Consider the following 24,706-nt stretch of genomic DNA (forward strand, 5'->3'; position numbering starts at 1 on the left):
CAACCCGATGGACATCCACGGCAAACCGATCGAGGAACGCATCGACTGGCTGTTCGGTCTGGCCGACCGCCACGGTACGATCTTCCGCAGCCCGGAAGCCTGGCTGGCGCGCGAACGCTACCTTGCCGAGCATCCGACGGCAATTGCCGTCCTCAAGTGCATGGACGGCCGGATCAACATCCCGGTCGCGACCAACACGCCGGTGGGCATCCTGATGCCATTCCGCAATCTCGGCGGCATCTTCGATCTTGGCTGGCCGCACCTCGGCGAAGTGCTGGCCCATCACGTGCAGCGCGTCGTCAGCGCCGGCCGGCATGTGGTCTTCCTGGTCACCTATCACTATTCGCAAGGCGACCCGCGTCGCGGCTGCGCCGGTTTCCAGTGCGACACGGCAGCGGCAATTGCCCACACCTACGAAATTCGCCGCCAGGTCGAACATATTTTCGGTACCGACCACAGCACCGTCTATCCTCTGGTCTGCGGTTTCGAGACCGACGAGGATGCGCTGGTAATCCACGGCACGGCTGGCGACAAGCTCGACCTGGCGACGCTCACGTCCACCGACCGCGCCACGCTCGAACTCCGCCTGGCCGCCCTGCTGCCCGACATGCCGGCACGCATGCGGGCCGACCTGCTACCTCTGCTGTACGGCAATCTCGAACACATCGAGAACGTGCGAGCACAGATTCGCCGCAACGAGCGCCTGCTCGACATCGAGCATCGCGAATGGATGATCTGCCTCGGACGCGGCTTCGACTTCCTGCACACGCCCAACATCGCGCTGATCATCGGGCCCTATAGTCCCAACCTCGACGTTCCGATCCGCCGCGCGGCCGGCATCATCGAAGCCAACATGCAGGCCGGCCGCATCCCAAGCGACGGCTTCCTGCTCCTGGCCTCGGTGCCCTACGACGAGATCGGCATCGACCGCGCGCGGGCCGAACTCAAGTCACGCTTTCTCTCGACTTTCGCGGCCGACGTCATACGTACCGAGTTTCCCCGCCTGGGGGAGCAAATGGCGATCCGCACCGCGGTTCTCGACTGGCGCTCGCGCACCCTCCAGACGATCGCCGCCGGCACCTAAGGCGGCGCGCCGGATCGCCGCCGCGCCACCCTGGGCAAGATCGCGACGGAAAATTTGTTCTCGCACTGGAGTCAGAGGCTGTGAATTTTTCACTTCTTCAGCACAATTGGCGCGACCGGACAGCTGGCGCCAGCCTAGGTTGAATTATGCGTAATTCGTGTTCTGGTTAGCCGTTCGGCCTGGATCTGGTTCGTTTTCGCGCTTTTCTCCCGGTCGGCCTGCCTTGCGGTACGACGGACGTGCCTGTTCCTAGGCCGACGAGTTGGGGTGCGAGGGTAACCGCGCGCATGAGGTTGTGGAGTTGACCCTTTTCGGTGGACACCTGATGCTTACGCAACAAGGAGTCCAAGGTGCCGAAAAGCAGACCACCGTACCCGGCGGAATTTCGCCAACAGATCGTCGAACTGGCGCAGGCTGGCCGAAGCCCGCAAGAGTTGTCTCGGGAGTTCGGGCCGACCAGCCAGACCATTGTCAACTGGCTGGCGCAAGCAGCCCGCGACGCCAGCAAGCCCTTGCCTGGCAAAGAGGGCTTGAGCAGTACCGAGCGGGCTGTGTGACCTGAAGGCGCGCGGCCTGGCACGGGGGCCCCCAGTTGGCAGTCGGCGACGGGGCACTTGGCTTCTGGGCGGCGCTCGATCAGATCTATCCCGAGACCCGTGCTCAGCGCTGCTGGGTACACAAGAGCGCCAACGTGCTCAATGAACTCCCCAAGAGCCTGCAGGGCAAGGCCAAGGCGGCGCTGCACGAGATCTGGATGGCGCCGAGCGCAGGCGATCGTCGCCTTCGATGCCTTCCTGAAGAGCTACCAAGCGAAGTACCCGGAGGCCACCGATAAGCTCGTCAAGGACCGCGAAGCCTTGCTCGCCTTCTACGACTTTCCGGCCGAGCACTGGATGCGCCTGCGCACCACCAACCCCGTCGAGTCGACCTTCGCCACCGTCCGCCAGCGCACCACGCGCACCAAGAACTGCGTGTCGCGCGCCACCTTCCTGGGGCTCGCGTTCAAGCTGGTCCAGGAGGCCCAGAAGAGCTGGCGGCGCATTCGGGGCACCGAACGCATCGCCGATCTGCTCGCCGGCATGGTCTTCAAGGACGGCGTTCCGGCGCCCGACAATCCCCCGGAACGCCAGCCGATGGCCGCCTGATCGCTCAATGCCCATGGAATGCCATACACCAGAATGCCATACACCAGACTTGACAATAGTTCCAGAATATGACGAGATCCAGACCGCTGTGAACACCCCCCCGCTATGCCAGTGACGGCAAACGACATATTGAGCAAGAGTTGAATTTGGCATGTCGGCAATTCTGCAATTGATAACAGGCCCCGAGATTCTGGGTGTAGTGTCGGATCTCCTATCCTATTGAGGTGAACTTCATGGACAACCCTTATAAGTTCGTCGGGGAAGGTATCCCCTACCAAAGAGTGAGTTTTTGTCTGCCACGTTGGGGTGACTTTTACGTCCGTAACGAAAAGCGTGCCGGACGCACGCTACCACTGCAGCGGGCGGACTGCCCATTCTGCGACATGGCGACGGGTGTCACAATACCGCCTGGCTCGATCAGACGCGTGCAATTCGGCAACGAGGATTACGTCGTTGTATCCAACAACAATCCTATCGTCCAAGGCCAGTGGATGCTTATCCCGGCTCCGACCGACATCGCGCATCCAGCCCACAGGCTTGACCTAAACTCCAACGATGTCCGCCTCGCGCTGTGCCTCGCACAAGGTAAGGCGCCACATGTCGAAAAAGTCCCTACGGTTTGCTATGTCAATACGCTTCCCGGCTCTGGCCGTTCGGTCGCTCACTTGCACATCAACTGCGTGCCAGCGTGCAACGTCCCGAGATTGCCGCCGGTAGTCGTTCCCTGGCAGATCTGCACGGCCGGGGCCTGCACTATTTCACGCTTGGCCGGTGCCCCCTTCTACGCTATCGTGGTGCAGGGCAATGACGACGAGGCGCTCGCGGAACTTGTCGCCGACCTGCATCAAAGGATGAACGAGTGGCAGCAGCCGTACAATCTGCTCGTCTACAGTGATGACCTAACGTCGGCTTCCGTACGCGTCGCACTTGTGCCGCGTGATGCAGAGTATTGCGAAGCGGCCGACCAGCGCATCGGCGGACTGGAATTCCTGACCGGAGTCCTGATACCCGGTTCGGCGCGCATTGGAATGATGGACACGATCCTCCGTGATCGCGCACTTTCTCAGGCGACGCTCAAGGCAGATGCGCAGCTGCACCTTGAACGCAGACTGCGTGGTGCTTACGATCTTCCGCCAGCCGGCTCGGTTGTACGCGCAAGGTCAGACGGTGGAAATCGGTACAAGGGGCTAATTGAGCAGAACACTATTCTTAGTCAGAGCATCGGTCGCCCACCGCCGAAAAGGAGCGGCAAAGGCCCGGTCTTTGGCGTGATCGACCGCGAATGCTGGTCTTACAAGTCGGTCTATCCACAACGTAGTTTTCACGACAATCGCGTCAACGCGAACGTGTTGGTGAGGATCACCCGAGCGAGCATCTGCCAGTCCGACCGCCGGGTCTTGGCAAACGAGAAGTCGGCGGAGGTGCGGGAACTTGCTCTGGGACACGAGGGTGGCGGCTACGTGGTTGATCCCGGGCCGTGGGAAAAGGAACTGGCGGCGGGGGAGAAAGTCGTCGTGCTGCCGCACCTTAGTTGCGGCAATTGTGAGCAATGTCATGGCTATATGTCGAATCTCTGTCCACAGATGGAACATCTTGGCTTCCACCTTCACGGGAATCTCGCCACACTGATGGCCTTCCCGTATCAATGCGTGCTACCGGTGGGCGCTGATTTCCCAGACGATGCCTTGCCACTAGTCGAGCCCTTGGCCTGCGTATTGCGCGCGCTCTTCCGCCTCCGTCTCGGCTTGCGCTTGCTGCCCCCGGGGGACAGGACAATGACCATCTTTGGTGGAGGACCGATGGGTTACCTCACCGCACTGGCGGTCAAACGCAACTGGCCGACGGTGGGCCTAACGATCGTCGAGCCAAGCGCGTCTCGGCGTAGCGTCATCGACAATTTGCAAGACGGATTCGATGTCGTCGAGAAAATGCCGCGGGGACGAAGGAGCTCAATTACCTTTGTTGCCGCCAGTGCTTATTCGGCGACAGTCGCTGCGCTAGACGCAACCGACTTCGGCGGTACAGCGCTCCTCTTCTCTGGGATCAACACTGGTGACCGTGTCAGAGAACGATGTGGGAGTTTTTCGGCCGATGAATTAGAGCATTACCATCGCTCCGAAGTTGTGCTGCAGCATGAGGCAGACGCGAATCACAGAATTAATCTCATTGGCTCCAGTGGATACATCCTTGATGACGTTACGCGATCGCTCAGCGAACTTCGCCAACACTACGAACATCAATACAAGAAGTTGCAGACAGAGCAAATCGACGGCTTGTCTCCCCGAGTCGAGGCTCTCTTGTCAAGCCGGGGCGTGGACGATCCCGCCGTAGCTGAAACGCTCAAGGTACTGATTCGCATCTAGCAGAGACCATATGGAACCAAGACGCGTTGCGTTGATCGGTGCAGGTTCTATCGCTGCCTGTCACGCCTATGCCATGAGAGCGTTGCCTTTTTACTATCCAGGTGCACCGCGCGTCGAGTTGGCTTACGTTACCTCGGCGACTGTCGCGACGCGCGACGCGTTTGCCGAGCGTTACGGTGTTCGTGAAGCGCTCTCTCTAGAAGCTCTTGCGCGGCGATCAGATTTCGATAGCGTCTACATCCTCAGCCCAAACGCCCAACACTTCTCACATTTTCGCTTTGCAGCAGAATGTGACAATGTGGCACGTATCTACTTAGAGAAGCCTGTCTGCACAACCATAGACGACGAGCGTGCGCTTGCAGCGTACTCAGGCGTAGCTAGAGTTCAAACCGGCTTCCAATTCCTCCAAAATAGTGCTGTACGACTTGCGTTACGGCTCTGCCGCGAACGCCGGTTTGGTGTACCTGTCCATTTTCAAGTGCGTTACCTTCACAGCGGCTATCTCGATCACGAATATCGCTCACGGCGCGCTGAGAGGATGATGCCCGCCCCAGAAGGCGGGGCTCTGATCGATCTGGGCTCACATGCGTTCAGCCTAGCGGTCGCCTTCCTCGGTGACGGCTTGCGCGTTGTCGATGCGTCCGCGAGTAGCGCGTTCCCAGATGTACCATCGGACCTGTGTACGATGGCGCTGTGCCGTGATGTTGACACTGGAGCAGTAGGGATGGTTATGGCCAGCCGTGTTTCCGCTGGCGCCGGTGAGTTGCTCGAAGTAGAGTTGCGCGGCACTATGGGGGGATTTCGTCTGTCGACCGAAAATGCGGAATTCCTCGAGTTGTTTTCGCTCTCCTCAGACAAGAGCCAGATATTGCGAACGTCGAGCGGTTACACTCCCTTGAGCACGTTCCCTAACCGTGTGGTGTTAGGCGGATGGCTGCGCTCACTCGTTCACGCTAACTACTTGTTTCTTAACGACCAGGAAGACGACCCCTTCGCCGACCTGCGCCACGGTCTGACTGTTCAGCGCCTGCTTAGAGACGCGGCGCGGCACCTCAATTAAGGAAAACAGACTATGTATGACGAAAAACTCATGGAATTGGAGCTTCAGAAAGCGGCAGCCTTCTATTGCGAAGGATTGACCATACAAGAGATCTCTGAAATCGTCTCCCAACCTTTGAGCGAAGTGCAGAGAATGATCCAACACGCTGAGCAAAGCGGCTACTTCGAGTATCGTCCGCAGCTGTTCCCTAACCGCATTCTCCCCGAGGTTGGCGCCTACATCAAAGACGAGGTGCTCACGGCTGCACTGCGCCGCGTACTGAACGAGAGCCTTGAGCTGAGGCTTATTACGCTGCACATCGCGCGCTCACCAGCTAGCATGTTCCGTCTTTATGAGATCGAGGCCGACGAATCGAGCGTTGCCCACAAGAAGTACCGAGAGGCTGAGCTCGTTTCCCTCAAGCTATGCGGCTCAAAAGCCGCAGATCATCTTTGTAGCAAACTCTTCGACGACCGAGATCACACAATTGGCGTAAACTGGGGCAACGCTGTCAAGTTGACCATTGATCAAATCCGCCCGATGCCGAGCACACTGCGGGACGGGCTACTGTCTGTGATCAGTCTTTTCGGGGATCTCGATTTTCACCCTCAACAGCCGTTGACCGGTCAAAAAACGTTCAATCACGTCAATTGTAACCGGCACGTTCAGCAGCTGGCAATGCGGTTGGGAAGTCGGTCCGAGGCTGTCTCGCTCAGCGTACCTGGATTCATTCCGTCCCATTTTGCTGAAGATGGTGCTACATTGGAAGCGATTCGTAGTTTTCTGGGCAGCCATGCTTCCTACCAGCGGATTTTTGGGGATCTGCCAGGCAACGATCCCGTCAGACCACGCGCCTACAACGGCATCATCGACGTCGATAGTGACGCCCACATTACGAAGATGGACACAATAATCACGGGTTTCGGCTCGGCGGACACTTACACCGACGCGTTCCACTACCTTAGTTTCTGGCTTAGCGAGGAAGAGAGCCAGATACTACGGAGCCACTGCCGCGAAGGCAGGGTTGTCGGGGACATCGCTGGGCATCTGGTGCCGTCGATCAAAGGCGAGAAGGACGACGTTTTGATGCGCTTCCTCAGACGTATCAACAGCCGCATCCTCGCCGCGCAGCCTAGTGACTTCGTCGACGTGGCATGTCGCCACCGCAAAAACGGCCTTGGTGCAGGCGTGGTCGGGGTCACCGTCGGCGCACGCAAGGCGAAAATTCTGGCCAGACTGCTTTCGAAGTCGCCTGCGCCGGTCTCCGCGCTATTTATCGATACTCACTTAGCATTATCTCTGCTCGCCGATCTTAGCCCGACCGAGTTTGGAACATACCTTAGAGGAGCAGAGGGGCGGCTTCTGGTTGAGGACGCCAAGGAGTGGTCTGCAGGTACGCAAACTCTCATTCCCGCACTGTCCCACATCTGAATCGGATCATGACCTGTTCAAACGGTACTTTGAAGCCGTCAGGCCGGGAAATCGACCGGGAAGAACCACGCGACGCGCCTAGCTGTTAGAATCGCCGCCTCTCCCGCCCTTGGCCAGCGCCATGTCCACGCCCTCTCGCCTGATTTTCGGCTTTCATTCGACACTCGCCAAGCTGCGCCACGACCCGGAAGCGGTGCGTGAGATCTACGTCGATGCCGGCCGCAAGGATTCCCGTCTGCGTGATCTGGTACGGCAGGCGGAGTTCGCCGGCGTACGCGTCCTGCCGGTCGCGGGCTCGCGCCTGGAAAGCATGGCACCCGGCGCCCGGCATCAGGGAGTCATCGCCACCGTTGACGCGACACAGCGCCATGTGACGCTCGACGACATTCTCGAGACGCTCGAAGAACCAGCGTTGCTGCTGATCCTCGATGGGATTCAGGATCCGCACAATCTCGGCGCCTGTCTGCGCGTCGCCGACGCCGTCGGCGCGCACGCCGTGATTGCCCCCAAGGATCGCGCTGTCGGCCTGACGCAAACCGCTGTCAAGGTGGCGAGCGGAGCCGCCGAGACGGTACCTTACATCACGGTCACCAATCTCGCGCGCACGCTGCGTGAAATCAAGGAGCACGAGATCTGCGTCATCGGCACCGACGCGTCGGCCGGCAAGGATCTCTACGCCGCCGGCTGGCCAGCGGCCAGCGCCTGGGTACTCGGCGCCGAAGGCGACGGCCTGCGGCGCTTGACCCGCGAGGCTTGCGATCAACTGGTCAGCATTCCGATGCTCGGATCGGTCGCCAGCCTAAACGTTTCGGTGGCCGCCGGGGTCTGCCTCTTCGAGGCGCGCCGACGGCTCGCCAGCCCATCGCTTGCCGGCTAGACCGCCGCGGCGCGCCAACGGCTACGTCTTGTACGAGTAACGGTAGACGTAGCCCTTGTAGCCGTAGCGGTAGCGCTGGCGACTGACGTTGAGGTCGTTGAAGACAAAGCCCCTGACCTGCACGCCCGCCTGATTGAGGCGCTTGACCGCCTGCTCCAGCTCACGAATCGGGTGTTTGCCGGCGCGGGCGACCATCAGCGTCGCGCCGACATGGCGACCAATGATCGCCGCGTCGGATACCGCGAGCACCGGCGGCGCATCGACGATGACCGTATCGAAGTTCGCCGCGAGTTCGCCGAGCAGTTCCTCGAAGCGTCGATGCATCAGCAGTTCGGATGGATTTGGCGGAATCTGGCCGGTAGTCACCACCCACATGTTGGGCACCGCACAGGGCTTCAGGACCGCGTCGAGGGCGGCCTGTCCGGCAACATACTCGGATACGCCGAGCGCGCGTTCGAGGCCGAACTCCTTGTGGATGTGCCCACGACGCAAGTCGGCGTCAACGATGACGACGCGCTTGCCAACCTGCGCCAGAACCGCGCCCAGATTCTTGGAAATGAAACTCTTGCCCAGACTCGGGCTCGATCCGGTGATCAGCAGCGAATTGCGCTGGGCGTCCAGGAGAGCAAAGTGAAGCGTCGTGCGCAGACCGCGCAGACTCTCGACCGCATCTTCCTCGGGATAGGCTACCGCCAACAGTTCGGTGGCGCCACCGCTGCGCGCCCGACGATGCAACTCAAGCTCCGTCTTGCAGTGCGGCACCGTCGCATAGACCGGCAGGCCGAGTTGCGATTCGATGACATCGGGGTCTTCGACGACCACCCGCAGCGAGCGCAGCAGCCAGATCGCCACCATGCTTACCAGCAAGCCGAGCAGAAGAGCAACCCCCAGGATGGCCGCCGGTTTCAGGCTGACGGGTTCACGCGCCACCGCGGCGACATCGATGATACGTACGTCGCCGACCGTCCCCGCCTTCGCTACCCGAAGTTGCTGGGCGGTGTTGAGCAACTCGGTATAGAGACGTGTCGACACCTCGACATCCCGCGCCAGACGCAGCACCGTCTGCTGGGTATCGGGCAGGCGCGCGACATCGCCTTCGAACTGCTTGCGTCTTTCGTTGAGGCGCGCCAGCTTATTGTCGACTGCCTGGATTCGCGGGTGCTCGGGGGTAAAGTTCTGGCGCAGTTCGTCGCGCTCCTGCTTGAGCAGGACCGCGGCGTTCTCCACATCGACCAGTGATTTCAATATGCCCTGGGTTTCCAGGCTCAGGTCCAGCGAGCCACGACTCTGGCGATAGTTGTTATAGGCGGCCTCGGCGCTATCCACTTGCGTTTTTAGCGCGGGCAACTGGGTGTCTAGAAACTTAAGTGTCTTCTCGGCTTCGGCAGAACGTCGCTCGACGTTCTGCCGAACATAGGTGTTCAGGATATCGTCGAGCACCAGGCCGATTTCTGCGGGATCGAGACCGGTCAGCGTCAGTTCGAGAATGCCGGATTTCTTGCCCCGCTCCTTGACCGAATACCTCTTACGCAATTCGTCAACCGCGGACTCCGCGGAGCGCTTCATCAGCCGGAAGTGCGTCCCTGGGCGCGCCTTCAATAGCGGCACGAAGATGGAATAGCCCTGGCCGCTTGCCCGAATTCCCGTCCGACCGCTGAGAACCAGTTGGTCGTCCATGTCGAAGACTTCGTAGGCACCAGCTTCGCCAGCGACCAGGCTGAGTTTTTCGTCCAGCGCCCGCTCCGGAACATCCAGCGCATCGACCTGGATCTTTTCTCCACCCCACGCGAAGCTGGAGAATGCCAGCCACGGCGAATTCGGCTCGCTCCCCTCGTAGCGCCGCGCGACAGCGTCGCCGATCAGCGGCAGGGTCCGGGGTCGGGCGACGATATCGAGCTTGAGCTTGGCGATGACGCGCCCAAGAACCATTCGCGAGCCGAGGATTTCGAGTTCCGCCGAGACTGTCGTGTCATCGCCCAGCAAGGGTTGTAAAGCTTTCAGAGAACCGACGCCCGGGCTCTTCTCCTCGACCTGAAGCAAGCCGTCTGCCCGGTAGACGGGCTTGGCGACGAACACCCAGGCCAGACCGAGAAGCAGCGCCAAGAGGCTGATCGCGGCAATCAACCAGCGGTAGTCGATAAGTACCGCGATGATCTCTCCGAGCGCCAGACCTTCCTCCTCATCTTCGGGAGCGACTTGCTGCAGCGACGGCGTCGGCAGCCCGCTACCCCCGGGGGCTGCGGGCACGTTGAACGAGGGCTTGAGCTGGTCGTTTTCCATGGTTTATCCGAAATTACGTTCGCCGGACAAGAGGCCGGGCGTCTAAACGTAGCAAGCGGGCCTACCCCGTCCGGCTGGCGCTGTCGCCTCGACGGAATCGCCAGGTGGGGCGGCCGACTCAGGGATCAGAAAGGGGGCTGACGCGCGCCGAAGAGCGGGAATTGTGTCTGGCTGGTCAGGTTGAGCATCGTCGCTGTCGGCAGGATGTTGGCAATCACCCGTTGCCAGCGAACCACCGCCGCCGCATCGACGTACACGATGTCGCGCGGCCGCAGCGGAAAGCGGTCGGCGAGCAGCATGGCGTCCGGCAGACGGGAATCGAGATGAAAGACCTCGGGCGTGTCGGTGTTGCCGCGCATGACGTAGATCCAGCGCGGGTCGGCCGTATTCTGGTTGATATAACCGGCGTCGCTGAGCGCTTCGGCGAGCGTCGACCGCTTCTTGTTCATCACCAGCGAACCCGGCTTGGCCACCTCGCCAAGGACGAAAATCTTGTTGTAACTGCGGTCCGAGACGTTGACGATGTCGCCTTGCTCGAGCAGCGCATTCTGCTCCGTCGCACCGTAGTCGTACATGGCCTGGATATCGACCAGATAGGTCGTACCGCGACGCGTCAGCAACACACGGCTGTGATCGGCTTCGGGAGTGAAGCCGCCGGCGCGGTTGACCGCCTCGAGAACCGTCATCGGAACGTCGGTCACCTGCTGGATTCCCGGTTTGGCCACTTCGCCGACGACATAGACCTGCTGGCTACGGAAAGCGACCATGCGAACGTCGAGTTGGACCTTTTCGATATACTTGGCCAGCTTGGCCGACAACAAGGTGCGTACCTCGCTGGTCGTCTTGCCCTGAACCTTCAGAACTCCGGCGTAAGGGAAGAAAATCGTCCCGTCGTCGGCGACGACGGTACCCGCCTGCTCGGCGGTACGAAAACTGCCGGCCGGAATGGTCAGCTCGGGATGGTCCCAGACAATGATGGAGATGATGTCCCCCGGACCCAGTCGATACTCCGGGGCCGGCTTCAGCTTGTCCTCGCCAGGGCGCAGATTGGTCTTCGTCGCCGACGTAGCACCACTCGTCCCGTCACCGGACGGCGGACGCACAGCTTTGAACAAGTCGATGATCAGTTCAGCCGTGATCGGCTTGATCCGCACATTGGCCGGAACCAGGGCGTCGCCTTGCTGAACCGGCAGCCTGACGTCCGATTCGTCCCGGCTGCTATAGCTCAGATTTCCCGGAACGATGCTGCAACCGACCAACGCGCTGACGCCGAAAAGCACCACAATCTGGCGAATCATGCCAGACCAAGCAGGCGACGCCCTCATGCTGAACTCCTCATTTCTTCTCCTCTTTTCCTTCGCTGGCGCGCTCTTGCCAAGCGCGGAGTCTACTATCTACTACACCGGCCGGGAATCCCAAGCCAGGCGATCAAGCCGCGTCGCCCGCGACGGACCACAGGATGCGCCATCGAGCGACGCGGCGTGGCGAGTTCCCAGCGCGCTCACCACCGGCGACCCAGCCCGAGAACGCGCTCGCCAACCAACTCAGCCGACGGGGAAGCGCTCCACCCGACCGCTCCGACTCGGTACCGACCAGGGGTGCGCCGCGCGCCCCGGGAAAATGCGACCCTGGTCGGCGCCTACGGTCATCGCGACCCCGGCCTCTAGCTGAGAAAACCCCGACCCTGTGGTCGCTGACCCTTGCGCCCGTCACCCAGTTCTTCCCGCCAGTGGACACGCCAGCCCTTACGAGTCGACGGGGCGACCATCATGTCACTCAGGCGCAGAGTTTGCTGACCCAGGGGTCCACGGCAGCCTCAATCAACTCGAGCGCTTCGGCGTGCGCCGCGTCGCCGCGCCGATACGGGTCGGGAATCTCGGTCCTCGTCCAGTGTCCGAGCAGAAAGGTCTTGCCACGCGCCGTCGGATCCATCGCTAGAACGGCGTCGCGATGGTGCTTTTCCATGACCAGCACGAGGTCGGCCCAGCGCAGGCGTTCCGGAGTCAATTGACTCGCCCGGTGCAGGCTCAGGTCCACGCCACGCGCCTGCATCAGCGCGCGAGTGGTTTCCTCCGCCGGATGATCGACCAGCGCGCCGATACCGGCAGAGCATGCTTCGACCGGCCGTCCCGCCCTCTCGATGCGCTGACGAAGCAGAAACTGTGCGGCCGGGCTACGGCAAATGTTGCCCGTACAGACGGTGAGGACCTTCTTGAACACTTCAGATCGCTTTCATGCTGGAGGAACGCTAATTTCGAACCCGATGCCGCTGTCGCTGATCGCCTCGCCACGTTCCAGGGAGTAGATCAGGGTACTCCGCATATGACGGCGATCGACATACTGGCCGCCTCCCCTGATGCCAAGAGAAGACGCGTAGATGGATCGCAGGTCGTGCTGATTGTGGCGGCACAGAAACAACCGAACCTCGACGCCTGGCTGCCGGGCGAGACGTCTTCTGACACGCAAGGTATCGCGGTGGACGGTGCCAATCATCTGTTCATCGCCGTTGATCGGTATGTGCACCACGCAGTAGGTGTTGCGCCCATCGGGAGAAGATCGGTCGGTCTGGTACACGCTGATCTGGTAGTCATAGCCACTGCGAAGCCCGTTCGAAATGATGCCAAGCAGGTCGCGAAATTGGTCGCGACGAACAAAACCGACAAAAATCCCACGCACCTGGACCGACGGCAACCCAAGGCTACGGTTGATCTGGCGCAACCAGGGTACGAGCCGCCAGGGGCGGGCGATGATCAGCGTGTAGACTGCGAAAACCACGAGGAACAACCAGAACATCAGGTACTCGGGAACGCCTAGCAGGAAGCCGCCGATGCCGAACAGAGCGAAGGCTGCCTGCACCATGACGGCGATAGCGACGATGTCGCCAACCCGGAAACCCGCCCGCACGAAGAGGTGGTGGAGATGATGGCGATCGGCCCGGAAAGGCGACTTGCCCAACCAGACACGCCGGATCATCACGCCAACGGTGTCCATCAGCGGCAAGGCGAATAGCCAGAGAGCCGTGGTCGGCGTCATCGCTGCCTCACTTCCCTGCGACAGGGCGATGAACAACCACGCGAAGACGAAACCGAGAAGCATGCTGCCGTTGTCGCCGAGGAAAACCCGGGCCCGGCTGTTACCCGGGTAACGCAAATTGTAAAAGAGGAAACCGACGACCGCGCCCATCATGGCAACGATGAAAAAGACGTCGGCAAGATGATTGCTGCGATGCGCGACCAGGGCAACGAGCGCCAGGCTTACCAGGCTCACCGACCCCGACAGACCGTCGATCCCGTCGATCATGTTGACCGCGTTGATCAGCCCCATAGTGGCGAAGATCGTCACCGGGATAGCCAGCCAGCCAAGCTCGACGGTAATTCCGGGGAGGAGTTCGCCAAGCGAGCGCAGTTCCACGCCGCCGAGTACGACCATCGACAAAGCAACGACGGCTTGAACGACGAAACGCGGTTTGAAACCCAGGTGCCAGATGTCGTCGGCCAGACCGGCAACGAAAATCGCCAGCGCGCCAAAGAGGATGGCGCTGAGCGGCATCAGCGTGGCGCCGCGAAACCACCAATCGACAAACGGAAACGCGGTGAGGATGACCGCCATGATACCGATTCCACCCACGAATGGTGTGCCGGTGTCGTGCTGTTTATGGCCGCCGGGGCGGTCTACGACTCCCAGGCGACTGGCCACTGCTACACCCAGTCGGATGGCCACCCCGGATATCAACAGGCAGACGCCAAACAAAACGGCCAGTTCCACGGCCACCTCCAGAATGTCGACTTGGACTTGCTACTTGCCGCCAGGATACCAGCCCTGATCCAGCCGCGCTACGCGCGCCTACACTTTTAGGGGCCGCCGCCAGACAAACAGAGCCCTCACGGGCTCTGTCTTCGCACTGTCAAAGACCGACGCGCTAGCCGCCCGCCGGTTTCTGGTCAGACCGTTGCCTCACACACGACGACGGCGACCGAGGAACAGACCCACAAGACCGATGCCGAACAGAGCCAGCGACTCCGGCTCCGGAATCGCGATGTCGAAGTTGGCGTTATAGGAGCCATCGCTGGTCGCGACACCCGACGGCGTGCCCCAGAAGCCATAGCCATAGCCCGTGCTGCCGCCGAACGAATACTTCACCACCTCGCTCACCTGCAAGCCGTCTTTCAGATCGACTTTGAAAACCGCTTCCAGGAAGGGGGTTGCGTTCAGCAGGCCAGCCAATCCGACGTGTACCTTGGTAGCGAAGATGTCGACGTACGAGATGTTGGGATCGCTCACCAACTGCCACGGCGCCATACCACCGAGTGCCGCATTGCCGGCGAAGAACTGGTCGAGCGCGTCATCCATTTTGTCGCTGCTCAACACGCCCAGTCCGGCCCGATGGGCAGCGCCCTGGATGTACTGCCTGGCCAGCGCCCGGTCACTACCTGCCCAATCCGCCAACTGCAGGCTGCTCAGGGTGATGCCATGCCCGCTCCCGTCGCTGCCGCTCAAGATGGTAACCGGCCCGAAACCGGGAAAAACATTTCCGCCAAACTTATTCAGTTCGACGTTGCCCCCCGGGGCAGCAGCGCTCCCAGCCAGAGCCGAGGCGATGTTCGCCGGGCTCGGCACCGCGAGGGTCAGCAACGGGCCACCAGTATAGACGTTGATACCGCCCGTGATAGCCACACCGGTAATTGGAACGGCCGCCGCACCGGCGGATGCGACCAGACCCAGTACAGCCAAAGCGATTTTGGTCTTGCTACCCAATGCATTCATGGACAACTCCTTTGGTTTCAAGCACCAGTCCTTTTCGGAAACCGGTCGATGAGGGTTTAAATAGGTTTCACAAGTCTTGGTTTTCGGGCACCCAAGCGAAAAAACTCGTGTTCCCCTCAACAAAAACCTGACTCAGCAACTTCATAGCAAGATTCATACCAAAAAACTTTTATACTTATAAATCAATATAATATATGAAATCTGCCGAATCAAAGGGAGGGTAGTGTAAAGAAAGTCGACACATCTTCCAGCGAAAAGTCATTGTAGTACCTTGTCCCGCCGGTGGCGTCCATCAAACTCTCACGCCAACCGTAGGGTGGCGCCAACGACCCACGTTTGGCCGCAATGCGCACCATAACACCAGACTGGCTTAAGAAAAAGCTGGCATCAACCTATCCTGATACGAAAGGCCTGGATCGAGCCTGGATGCTGCCTATGGGGCGGCAATGCCTCCTGGCCGAGGTGTCGAGTGCGACGATCCATGCTCAGCGAAAAGTATCGCTTGCCGACGAAAGGGAGCTATGGAACCACGGATCAATGCACCTCAGCATGCGCCAAAGCCGCTCCAAGTCGGAAAGCGGAGCACCAGCGCTCGGGTGTCGCGCGGTTCCGGCCGATTTCTCCGGGATTCAAACCCTCGTTCTGGGCTTCCCCGCCTCTTCTCGGGGCCCCTTCGGCTGCGTATTTCGCGCCATCGTGACCGGTGATTTCGCCGAAGCGTGACCGTCGTTTCACGAAAGCGTGACCGCGATTTCGCGCTGAACGTGACCGATGAGGAAGATGTTGCATGAATAGTTCAAGGTAGCCTCGCCGCTTTTTGAAAGCGGTCGGGATGCCACAGGAAAGACTATCCATGCGTAAGATCAGAGATGTACTGCGATACCGGCACAGCGCCGGCCTGAGCCTTGAGGCGATTGCCCGGGCGCTCAAGATTTCCAAAGGTGTAGTCGCCAAATACCTGCGGCTGGCAATGGCTGCCGGGCTGTCGTGGCCGATTCCCGACACGCTGGATGATGCGGCGCTGGAGAAACTGCTCTACCAGCAAGGCGCCGCTCGCGAGCCGACCTTTGCCGAACCCGACTACGCCTTGGTGCATCAGGAACTAAAGAAGAAAGGCGTGACGCTGACGCTGCTCTGGGAAGAGTATCGGCAAGCCGTCGGTGAGCGCGGCTATCAGTACACCGCCTTCTGTACCCGCTACCGGGACTGGGCCGGCAAGCTCAAGCGCTCGATGCGCCAGATTCATCGGGCCGGCGAGAAACTGTTTGCGGACTATGCCGGCCCCACCGTGCCGATTGTTGATGCCATGACTGGAGAAATCCAGCCGGCCAGTATCTTCGTCGCCGTGCTCGGCGCGTCGAGCTATACCTTCGCCTGCGCCACACCAGGACAAACCCAAGCCGACTGGCTGACCGGCATGGGCCGCGCCTTGGCATTCATCGGCGGCGTGCCGGCCCTGATCGTCCCCGACAACCCGCGCGCTCTGGTCTCCGGCGCCGACCGCTACGAACCCGAGCTCAATCGGGCCACTGCCGAATTCGCCCACCCCTACGATACCGTGATCCTGCCGGCCCGACCCCGCAAACCGCAGGACAAGGCCAAGGTTGAATCCGGCGTGCAGGTGGTGGAGCGCTGGATTCTCGCTCGCCTGCGCCATCGGCGTTTCTTCTCGGTCGCCGAACTTGATGCCGCCATTCTTGAACTGCTGCCCGCACTGAACACCCGCCCCTTCAAGAAATTGCGGGGCTGTCGGCAGAATGCCTTTGCCCAAGTGGATGCCCCGTACCTGCGCCCCCTCCCAGTGTCTGCCTTCGTCATTGCCGAGTGGAAGAAAGCTACGGTCAACATCGATTACCACGTCGAATTTGAGCGCAATTACTACAGCGTGCCGCATGCCCTGATCCATCAGGCCGTCGAGTTGCGCATTACGCGTCACATGGTCGAAGTGCTGGCCAAAGGCAAGCGCGTCGCCAGCCATCCCCGCAGCCGTCGGAAGGGGCATTACGCCACGCTGGCCGAGCATATGCCGGCCGCTCATCGGGCACATGCCGAGTGGTCGCCGGGCAAGCTGCAGACCTGGGCGGCATCGGTCGGCCCCTCGACGGCAGAGCTGGTCAAGCGCCTGCTACTGGAGAAGAAACACCCGGAACAGGGCTATCGGGCCTGTCTGGGCCTGATGCGTCTGGCACGCAACCATGGTCAGGCGCGGATGGAGGCAGCGTGCGAACGCGCACTGGCCGTCGGCGCCCATGGCTACCGCTCGGTCGCCTCAATTCTTGAGAACGGGCTAGACCGTCAGCCTGTTCTCCCCCAACAAGCCGAACTGGCTTTGCCGGATCACGCCAATGTGCGCGGTCCGGATTACTACCACTGACCCAGAAAGGAAATCTGATGTTGATGGAACAGACCCTACGCACCCTGAAGGCCTTGCGCCTGCCAGGCATGGCCGCCGCCTTCGAGGAACAGCAGCACCAGGCCGCCATGGCCGAGCTGTCATTCGATGAGCGTTTCGGCCTGCTCGTTGAGCGCGAGCATGCCTGGCGGGAGAACCGCCGGCTAACCCGCCTGCTCCGTGAGGCCAAGCTGAAATCTTCGCAAGCCTGTGTCGAAGACATCCGCTATGGCAACGGTCGCAAGCTCGACAAGTCGCTGATGGCGCAATTATCAACTTGCCAGTGGATACACCAACACCAGAACCTGGTGCTGACCGGCGCCACCGGCTGCGGCAAGACCTGGTTGGCCTGTGCCTTCGGCAATGCCGCCTGCCGGCAGGGACTATCCGTCGTCTATGTACGCACGCCGCGCCTCTTCGAAGAGCTGCGCATCGCCCATGGCGACGGGAGCTTCGGCAAGCGCCTCAGCACGCTGGCCAAGACAGATTTGCTGATCCTCGACGATTGGGGGCTGGCACCGCTCAATCAGGCTGAGCGCAACGATTTACTGGAGGTGCTCGATGACCGCGTCGGCACGCGCTCCACCCTGATCACCAGTCAGTTGCCACCGGCGCATTGGCATGCCTATCTCAATGATCCGACGCTAGCCGACGCCATCCTGGATCGGGTGCTGCATGCCGCACACAAGGTGGAATTGACTGGCGAGTCCTTGCGTAAAACCGAAAAGGCGCCAGCATGATCCGCCTCGCCTCAAACCCGGCTTACCCACCGCGCCGGTCGCCTTCGGTAGAGAGGAGCCTCCGTCGCCCGGTGCCGTGGATAAGCCTCTCCTGGGTCTCATTTCACACCATCGTGACCACCGCTTCGCCAGAGCGTGACCGCGATTTCACAAAAAGCGTGACCGTTTAAGGTAAACTCAATCCGTACCCATGCAGCATCAACCCATCGGTCACGATGCCGTGAAATCACCGGTCACGTTCCGCGAAATGCGCATTCGGCTTACTCAGGGCGCGACTTGACTGTGAACGGCGAGGAGCTGCCGCTTGGCAATGACCAGGTTGGCCAAGCCGAACAGGGCATGGAGCTGTGCCGTGTTCTTGGCCAAGCCCTTGTAACGCACTTTCCTGTAGTGAAACAGGTTCTTGACAATGTGGAAGGGGTGTTCGACCTTCGACCGAATGCTCGCCTTTACCTATTCCAGACGATGCAACCGTTTCCCCAGTTGGCTCTCCTGCAAAACGGCCTTGAGCTTGCCGCGCTTCATCGCGACCTGCCGGTCAACGTCCCGCGCCTTCCGTTCTTCGCGTTTCTCGACGCCGGTATTGCCTGCGTCGAGAAACACGCTCTTCTTTTCCCCGTGCCATACCGGCGCGGTCTAGGTCACGTCCGCCACGTTCGCCGCCCTCCCCACCACGCTGTGCACCAACCCGCTCTCGGCATCGACACCAAGGTGCACCTTCATGCCGAAGCACCACTGCTTCCCCTTCTTCGTCTGGTGCATCTCCGGGTCGCGAGCCTTGGCCTCATTCTTGACTGACGGCGCCGCCGCGATGATCGTCGCGTCCGCGATCGCCCCTTCCCGCATCATCCGGCCCGCGGCAGACAAGCGGCCGTTGATCGCTTCGAACAGCGGCTTCGTCAGACCATGCTTCTCCAGAAGGTGCCGGAACGGCAACAGCGTCGTCGCATCCGGTGCCGATTCCCGCGACAGGTCAATCCCGACAAACCCCAGCAACGGCTGGCTGTCGGTGATCGCTTCTTCCACACCCTCATCCGACAGGCTGTACCACTGCGGCACCCGATACACCCTCAACATCTGCTTCAGACCTACCGGCGGACGACCCTGCCGGCCTTTCGGCTAGCACGCTTCGATCACCCCCAGCAGTTCGGCCCACGGCATCACTTGCTCCATCTCAGCAAGGAACAACTCCCGTCGCCTCGTCTGCTTCTTGCTCTCAAACCCCACTTGGGAAAAACCGATCCGCTTCATCTCGCTATTCAAAATGCGTTGAAATTCTCAGACTATCCCATGCGGATATGTGGAAGTTAAATCAGCGCTTCCCTTACTTGTTCCCTACACAGGACAAGGCTCATGCTTGTCAGCAGACAGTGAATCGGCGATAATCGCAGGCTTATTCTGAAGTGTTTCTCGCGGTCTCAGTGCCGAGATGGCGGAATCGGTAGACGCAGCGGACTCAAAATCCGCCGATGGAGACATCGTGGGGGTTCGATTCCCCCTCTCGGCACCAGACAATCGATCAGTTCAAGGTAGTTTCTAGCAGCCAGTCTGCCGGACTTGACGCCGGCCGGGCCTCCGACGCTCTGCACGATGCGGGACAGAAAATCCGGATGCGATTGGGTTTTTGCAGGGTTTTCGCCTCATTTCCCTTGCTGCGGACGCAATGCGGCCAGGCGCTTCACCTATCCACGCGAGGCAATCTTGTCGTCGGGAGCTGGCACCACGCCGGTCGCTCGGCGATGAAGTACGTGCCGGAGCCGTTGTTTTCGGGGACAGCGAGGAACCGTGAACGGCTTGATCCGACGCGGCGACGTCGCTCGTGACGAGATCGCCGAAGGACTGCGGATCGACCTAGAAGAGTGCCGCGCGAACGTTTTTGGCTTCGTTCGGGTATTCGTCGATGTTGTTCTTGCCATCGGCCACGACGGGCGTCGCCGCGGCAGCGGATGGGTACGTCCAGCATCGCGCTTTCGTTGGCATAGGACTCGCCCGGCGCGAGAGCGGCAGTGTTCTGGAACTGGCCAACGAAACGATCGTCGCTGGAAATGCAGGTCCTCAGCCGCCCGACTTGCGCCGCTCGGCCTCGGCCCACAATACCTTGGCAAAGGACTTCCAGGCCGGACCGCCGTGGCTTTCGATTCCCAGGTCGGCGCTTTCCTGCATCGTCTTCAACATGATCGCGGCCAGGCCGAAGAGGTCCAGTTTGGCCATGAACGTCGGGTCCGGAGACTCGGAAGCCTTAAGCCTGACTTCGGAGGCCGAATGGTCGAGCGCCTCCCGTGCGAGTTCGCGCACCTGCAGCTTATCCGCCCAGTCGATTCCGAGGACGATGCCTTTGCGCTCGATTTCGAGTTCGATCTCCCTAGTATCCGCCGCGTAATCCTCAAAACCTGCCATCGTTCTCTCCTATGGTCGCCGACCCTTGCGAGGCACAAGCCATTATCCCTTACAACAAGGCACCGGTTGTCTGGCGTGGCCTCTCGGCACCAGCGCACGGCGGGCTACCGTGTGGCCGTGACGACAGGCGGCAGGGCAAGCGCTGCCTGACATCGGGCGCACCGGCGGTAGCGAACGCCCGCCTCAGCGGCTACCCTCCGGGATACGCCGCCTGATTTCGCCGTCGCAACTGTTGGTCACGCGAGCGTACTCCTCGGCGGTGTCGATCAGCGCCTGCGCGCCATCGGCGCGCGCGAGCTCACGCTGCATATAGGGCAGCCAACGGTCGTCGAGTTCCTGCTGCAGGCGGGCCTGCGCCTGACCGACCGGGCCGCGCCAGGGTGCTCCACTGGCGAAGCGACGGCCGAGAGTCTCGGCGACGTCTTTCTCGATCGCCGCGAGTTGCGCCTGATACGTCTCGACATGGCGCAACTCATGCCGATAGATCGCGTCATAAGCGCAGCCGCCGGCGGGAAATTCTTTCGCCAAATAGACGGTGATCGGCCTGAACCCGAGGCTCACAGTGACCTGCGGACTGGCGCATTCCCAACGGCCGAGGGGGTCGACGTAAACCGCGGTCGTGATCGCGACCTGGGCGATCGCCTTGCCTCGCGTCAGCCCGAGCACATGCTTTCCGGCTGGCGCCAAAGCAGACCCCAGATGGGTCAATTCCCGGTAGCCGTACTGCGTGCTGACGGTCACACGCTCGTCGATGCGTTTCAAGGTCACCGACGGCCGCGGCAACTGGTCGCAGGGGTCGGCCCAGGGCGGCCTGGACCAGACAAGCAACAGCAGAAAACCCGGCCAGATCGTCACGAGAAGCTCCGAGTCGACACGCCACCACCAACCACCGGCGTAGCGCCAAAGCAAATGCCGGCGCAGCTTCTTGCCTCCTCCGGCACGCCGGCCGGAACGCGCTATCATGGCGGAAGCGCCCTCGCCGGCCAGTCGGTAGCATAGCGCGTTCCGGCGGCTTCGCCGATGAGGCGCGGCCAGGGAAACCGTCTTCTTGCCACCGGAATACAACGCTGCCCCCTTCGACCAGCCACCGAGGAACACCGAACATGAATACAGGCAGCGACCCGACAGCCAGGGTGACGGAACGGACTCTCGCCCGCGCCCACCAACTCGCCACCGCCTTTCTGACTTCGCTGCCGGAACGCCCGGTGAGTCTCGTCGCATCGCCAGAAGACATGCGTGCGGCGCTCGACGAAGCACTTCCGGAAACCGGCAGCGACCCCACGGCCGTTATCGAGGAATGGTTCGCACGCGCCGAGCGCGGCATCACCGCCTCGCCCGGTCCGCGCTTTTTCGGCTTCGTGACCGGGGGCGTAACTCCAGCAGCACTGGCCGGCGATTGGCTCGCCTCGGCCATCGATCAGAACGCCGGCATGTGGGCGAGCAGCCCGGCGGCGGTGCAGACCGAACTGGTCGTCCTGCGCTGGCTGAAAGATCTGTTCGGTTTGCCGGCGGAGTGGGCCGGTGCGCTGACCAGTGGCGCCACCATGGCCAACCTCGTCGGCCTCGGCGCGGCGCGCCAGTGGGCCGGACGGCGGCTCGGCTTCGACGCGGCGCGCGATGGCTTGGCGGGTCAGCCGCCCATCACCGTCGTATCGAGCAGCGAAATCCACCTCAGTGCCAGCAAGTGCCTGGGAACGCTCGGCCTCGGCCGCCAGCGGCTACGCCAGGTGGCGGCGGCAGGCGGCTCGGTGGATGTCGCGGCGATGAGGAGCCTGCTGCGTACGATCGACGGGCCGGTGATCATCGTCGGCAACGCCGGCGAGGTGAATAGCGGCCACTTCGACGACCTCGGCGCGCTGGCCGATCTGCGCGATTCGCATCCTGCCGGCGCGTGGCTGCACATCGACGGGGCGTTCGGCCTCTTCGCTGCCGTGTCGCCCGGCCTCGCGCACCTGTGCCGCGGCGTCGAGCGTGCCGACTCGCTGGCCTCGGACGCTCACAAGTGGCTCAACGTGCCCTACGACAGCGGCTTCGCCTTCGTCCGCGACGCCGCCATCCTGCGCGAGTCCTTCGCCGCAAGCGGTGCCTATGTCGTGGGCGGCGCGGGCTGGGATCCCTTGACGCATGTCCCGGAAATGTCGCGCCGTTTCCGCGCGCTGGCTGCGTGGTGCGCTCTCAAGGCGTTTGGCCGGGCGGGATATCGCGCGGTGGTCGAGCGCTGTGTGGACAACGCCGCCGCCTTCGCCCGCTGGGTCGACGCGACACCCGGCGTCGAGCTGATGAACCCGGTGCCGCTCAACATCGTCTGCTTTCGCCTCGTCGGCCGCGAGGACGGCGAGCTAGCGACCGACGAACTGAATCGCCGGGCGGTAAAGGAAATTCAGGCGGACGGCCGGGCCTTCGTGACCGGAACAGTCTGGAACGGGCGCGCCGCCATCCGCGCCGCGTTCGACAACTGGCGAACGACGCGGCAAGACGTCGAACGACTGCAGGCGGCCGTGGAGGACGTGGCCATAGCGCTCATGCGTTAAGCGGCCCGCCCTGCGCCGGCTTTCCGAACACCCGGAAGGCGAACCTGGTCGACCCCGCGATTCCGGTGCCGCGGCGCGCGACAAACCGTTTCCTCACTCGCGGCGCCTATCCTGGCCAGAACAGCGCGCCGACCAGAAGGGCCGCGAGCAGTCCGGCCAGCACGTCGAGCGTCCAGTGCGCGCGCAACACGATTACGACGATCATCTGCAGCACGGCGAGCAGCACGCCGACGACGGTCAGTGCGGGAAACCCGAGAGTCGCCAACTGGATCGCTCCATACACGGCCAGTGCGGTGTGTCCGGAAAAGAAGAAGTCGTTGCCCACCGCGTAGGTGACGAACAGCGAAGGAAATCCGGGATGGCGCCAGATGATCCCCGGTGGTGCCGGTAGCGCGACAACCGCCTGGCTCAACTGGCGAAGAACGAATAGACACAGCAGCCCCCAGAACGGGCCGAAGCTCGGACCGATGATGGCGTAGCCGAGGACGAAAAGAGTCACCGCATCGACCCCCAGCGAGCTGCCGATCAGCAGCCCGTCGGCCGCGCGCCGATGGGCGTGCAGCCAGGCGTTGGCGCCAGCGCTGAGGCTGTGCAGGTGGTCGTAGATCCCGCCATCCGCCAGACGGCGCTCGCCGATCAGACGTTGCGTGACGAACCAGGCCACCAGACCAGCGACTATACCGAGTAGCCGCAGGCCCAGGGTTTCCAGTGACGGCAGATCCGGCATCGCTCAAGCCGCGCCGCCGTCGGCCGAACGCCCCGCGGCTCCTTCCATTTCGATCCGCTGGGCGGGAATCCCGGCCCAGGTTTCACCGGCCGGGATACGAGTGTTCGGCAGGACGAAGGAGCCCGCCAGCACCTTGGCCTTTGCGCCGACCTCGACGCCGCCCATGATGATCGCCCGCAGTCCGATGGTCGCACCAGCGCCAAGTCTGACCGGCGCCACGACCAGATAGCCGCTCTGCGCGTAGTGCGCCATGACGCTCGCACTGCCGCCGATGGTCACACCATCGGCCATTTCGATCAGCGAGGGATCGGCGATGGCTGTCGAATTGATGGTCACGTTGCGTCCGATCTTCATCCCCATCAACCGATAGTAGATCTGAGCGAAGGGAGAGGGAGTCACGAACTCGAGAAAAGAGTAACGAACCACCAGGGTGAGCGTGCAATGGACGTACCAGCGCAGCGCCATCAGCGATACCGCCGAGCCCCGATAGGGCTGCAGCCGCCCGCCGAGAACGAGGTTCAGCACCGGAGCGACCAGCAACAGTGTCAGGCCATACGCAAAGTAGCTGCCGGCCAGTGCCAGTCCGGTCAACGGGTAGCGCCAAGCGCTGGTCAGGGTTGCCAGTTGCGGGGTAAAGACCCCGGTGAACAGCCAGACCGCCGCACCCAGCGCCAGACCGGCGGCGACGATGGCAAGAGCGATGAAGGGCAGTGGACCGACGAGAGACAGAAGTCTTTGCATACGAGTGGGTGGAGTAAGTTGGTGGCAAACGGCGCGCGCCGCGCCAGCAGGAGTCCTGCAGAGCGGATTGTAAGCGACGATTGGCGGACGTCAGCCCGAGGACTGGCGAGAAAATCTCGGGCAGGCGCCCGCGAAAGCTACTTTCGCGGGCTGGATCGGCTGTCACACGGCTGGATGGTGTATAGTCCGCGTGGC

The 24,706-nt window shown here is 61.8% G+C and carries 17 protein-coding genes, 1 tRNA gene and 3 pseudogenes; 11 read left to right on the forward strand and 10 right to left on the reverse strand.

The features are described from left to right. Positions 1 to 7: 7 nt before the first annotated feature. The 7 genes and pseudogenes from Q1M07_RS02285 to rlmB all read left to right on the forward strand — a co-directional run bounded on the left by Q1M07_RS02285 (position 8) and on the right by rlmB (position 7,939). The gene (locus Q1M07_RS02285; protein WP_300450030.1) at positions 8 to 1,084 is read left to right on the forward strand and encodes a carboxysome shell carbonic anhydrase domain-containg protein; all 1,077 of its coding nucleotides are present in this window, start codon (positions 8 to 10) and stop codon (positions 1,082 to 1,084) included. A gap of 350 nt (positions 1,085 to 1,434) precedes the next feature. Beyond that, a pseudogene (locus Q1M07_RS02290) lies at positions 1,435 to 1,566 on the forward strand (transposase); the annotation flags it as partial. Positions 1,567 to 1,670: 104 nt separating this feature from the next. After that, a pseudogene (locus tag Q1M07_RS02295) lies at positions 1,671 to 2,229 on the forward strand (transposase); the annotation flags it as partial. Between the two features lie 233 nt (positions 2,230 to 2,462). Further along, a complete protein-coding gene (locus Q1M07_RS02300; protein WP_300450033.1) occupies positions 2,463 to 4,592 on the forward strand; it encodes an alcohol dehydrogenase catalytic domain-containing protein in 2,130 nt (709 codons plus the stop codon). 10 nt (positions 4,593 to 4,602) lie between these two features. Beyond that, a complete protein-coding gene (locus Q1M07_RS02305; protein ID WP_300450036.1) occupies positions 4,603 to 5,652 on the forward strand; it encodes a Gfo/Idh/MocA family oxidoreductase in 1,050 nt (349 codons plus the stop codon). Positions 5,653 to 5,664: 12 nt separating this feature from the next. Further along, positions 5,665 to 7,062: a hypothetical protein gene (locus Q1M07_RS02310; protein WP_300450039.1), complete on the forward strand. Its 1,398-nt coding sequence runs from the start codon at positions 5,665 to 5,667 to the stop codon at positions 7,060 to 7,062. Positions 7,063 to 7,183: 121 nt separating this feature from the next. Then, a complete protein-coding gene (rlmB, locus tag Q1M07_RS02315; RefSeq protein WP_300450042.1) occupies positions 7,184 to 7,939 on the forward strand; it encodes a 23S rRNA (guanosine(2251)-2'-O)-methyltransferase RlmB in 756 nt (251 codons plus the stop codon). A gap of 21 nt (positions 7,940 to 7,960) precedes the next feature. On the opposite strand, the gene Q1M07_RS02320 is transcribed toward rlmB, so the two are convergent. The 5 genes from Q1M07_RS02320 to Q1M07_RS02340 all read right to left on the reverse strand — a co-directional run bounded on the left by Q1M07_RS02320 (position 7,961) and on the right by Q1M07_RS02340 (position 14,983). Continuing rightward, on the reverse strand, positions 7,961 to 10,219 hold the full coding sequence (locus Q1M07_RS02320) for a polysaccharide biosynthesis tyrosine autokinase (protein ID WP_300450045.1): 2,259 nt from the start codon (positions 10,217 to 10,219) through the stop codon (positions 7,961 to 7,963). Positions 10,220 to 10,344: 125 nt separating this feature from the next. Next, the gene (locus tag Q1M07_RS02325) at positions 10,345 to 11,544 is read right to left on the reverse strand and encodes a polysaccharide biosynthesis/export family protein (RefSeq protein WP_300450049.1); all 1,200 of its coding nucleotides are present in this window, start codon (positions 11,542 to 11,544) and stop codon (positions 10,345 to 10,347) included. Between the two features lie 451 nt (positions 11,545 to 11,995). Continuing rightward, positions 11,996 to 12,439, reverse strand: a complete 444-nt coding sequence (locus Q1M07_RS02330) for a low molecular weight protein-tyrosine-phosphatase (protein WP_300450052.1) — start codon at positions 12,437 to 12,439, stop codon at positions 11,996 to 11,998. A gap of 12 nt (positions 12,440 to 12,451) precedes the next feature. Continuing rightward, entirely contained in the window at positions 12,452 to 13,984 is a 1,533-nt protein-coding gene (locus Q1M07_RS02335; protein ID WP_300450055.1) for an MraY family glycosyltransferase, read from the reverse strand. Positions 13,985 to 14,173: 189 nt separating this feature from the next. Further along, the gene (locus Q1M07_RS02340; protein ID WP_300450058.1) at positions 14,174 to 14,983 is read right to left on the reverse strand and encodes an NF038130 family PEP-CTERM protein; all 810 of its coding nucleotides are present in this window, start codon (positions 14,981 to 14,983) and stop codon (positions 14,174 to 14,176) included. 832 nt (positions 14,984 to 15,815) lie between these two features. On the opposite strand from Q1M07_RS02340, the gene istA reads away from it, so the two are divergent. Both istA and istB read left to right on the forward strand, forming a co-directional pair. Beyond that, entirely contained in the window at positions 15,816 to 17,357 is a 1,542-nt protein-coding gene (istA, locus tag Q1M07_RS02345) for an IS21 family transposase (protein ID WP_300450060.1), read from the forward strand. A gap of 17 nt (positions 17,358 to 17,374) precedes the next feature. Further along, the gene (gene istB, locus Q1M07_RS02350) at positions 17,375 to 18,115 is read left to right on the forward strand and encodes an IS21-like element helper ATPase IstB (protein WP_300450062.1); all 741 of its coding nucleotides are present in this window, start codon (positions 17,375 to 17,377) and stop codon (positions 18,113 to 18,115) included. 264 nt (positions 18,116 to 18,379) lie between these two features. Here istB and Q1M07_RS02355 read toward each other — a convergent pair. Further along, positions 18,380 to 19,366: pseudogene (locus Q1M07_RS02355) on the reverse strand (IS5 family transposase). A gap of 172 nt (positions 19,367 to 19,538) precedes the next feature. Between Q1M07_RS02355 and Q1M07_RS02360 the strand changes: the two are divergent. Then, positions 19,539 to 19,625: transfer RNA gene (locus Q1M07_RS02360), tRNA-Leu, on the forward strand. 545 nt (positions 19,626 to 20,170) lie between these two features. On the opposite strand, the gene Q1M07_RS02365 is transcribed toward Q1M07_RS02360, so the two are convergent. Together Q1M07_RS02365 and Q1M07_RS02370 are read right to left on the reverse strand one after the other, a co-directional pair. Beyond that, positions 20,171 to 20,512: a hypothetical protein gene (locus tag Q1M07_RS02365; RefSeq protein WP_300450065.1), complete on the reverse strand. Its 342-nt coding sequence runs from the start codon at positions 20,510 to 20,512 to the stop codon at positions 20,171 to 20,173. Between the two features lie 183 nt (positions 20,513 to 20,695). Continuing rightward, entirely contained in the window at positions 20,696 to 21,475 is a 780-nt protein-coding gene (locus tag Q1M07_RS02370; protein WP_300450067.1) for a hypothetical protein, read from the reverse strand. A 140-nt stretch (positions 21,476 to 21,615) separates the two neighbouring features. On the opposite strand from Q1M07_RS02370, the gene Q1M07_RS02375 reads away from it, so the two are divergent. Continuing rightward, entirely contained in the window at positions 21,616 to 23,043 is a 1,428-nt protein-coding gene (locus Q1M07_RS02375; protein WP_300450070.1) for a pyridoxal-dependent decarboxylase, read from the forward strand. 106 nt (positions 23,044 to 23,149) lie between these two features. Here Q1M07_RS02375 and Q1M07_RS02380 read toward each other — a convergent pair whose 3' ends face one another. Then, the gene (locus Q1M07_RS02380) at positions 23,150 to 23,770 is read right to left on the reverse strand and encodes a phosphatase PAP2-related protein (RefSeq protein WP_300450072.1); all 621 of its coding nucleotides are present in this window, start codon (positions 23,768 to 23,770) and stop codon (positions 23,150 to 23,152) included. A gap of 3 nt (positions 23,771 to 23,773) precedes the next feature. Beyond that, a complete protein-coding gene (locus Q1M07_RS02385) occupies positions 23,774 to 24,511 on the reverse strand; it encodes a hypothetical protein (RefSeq protein WP_300450075.1) in 738 nt (245 codons plus the stop codon). Positions 24,512 to 24,706 lie beyond the last annotated feature (195 nt).

Origin of the sequence: Accumulibacter sp. (assembly GCF_029255285.1) — a bacterium.
GTDB lineage: Bacteria > Pseudomonadota > Gammaproteobacteria > Burkholderiales > Rhodocyclaceae > Accumulibacter.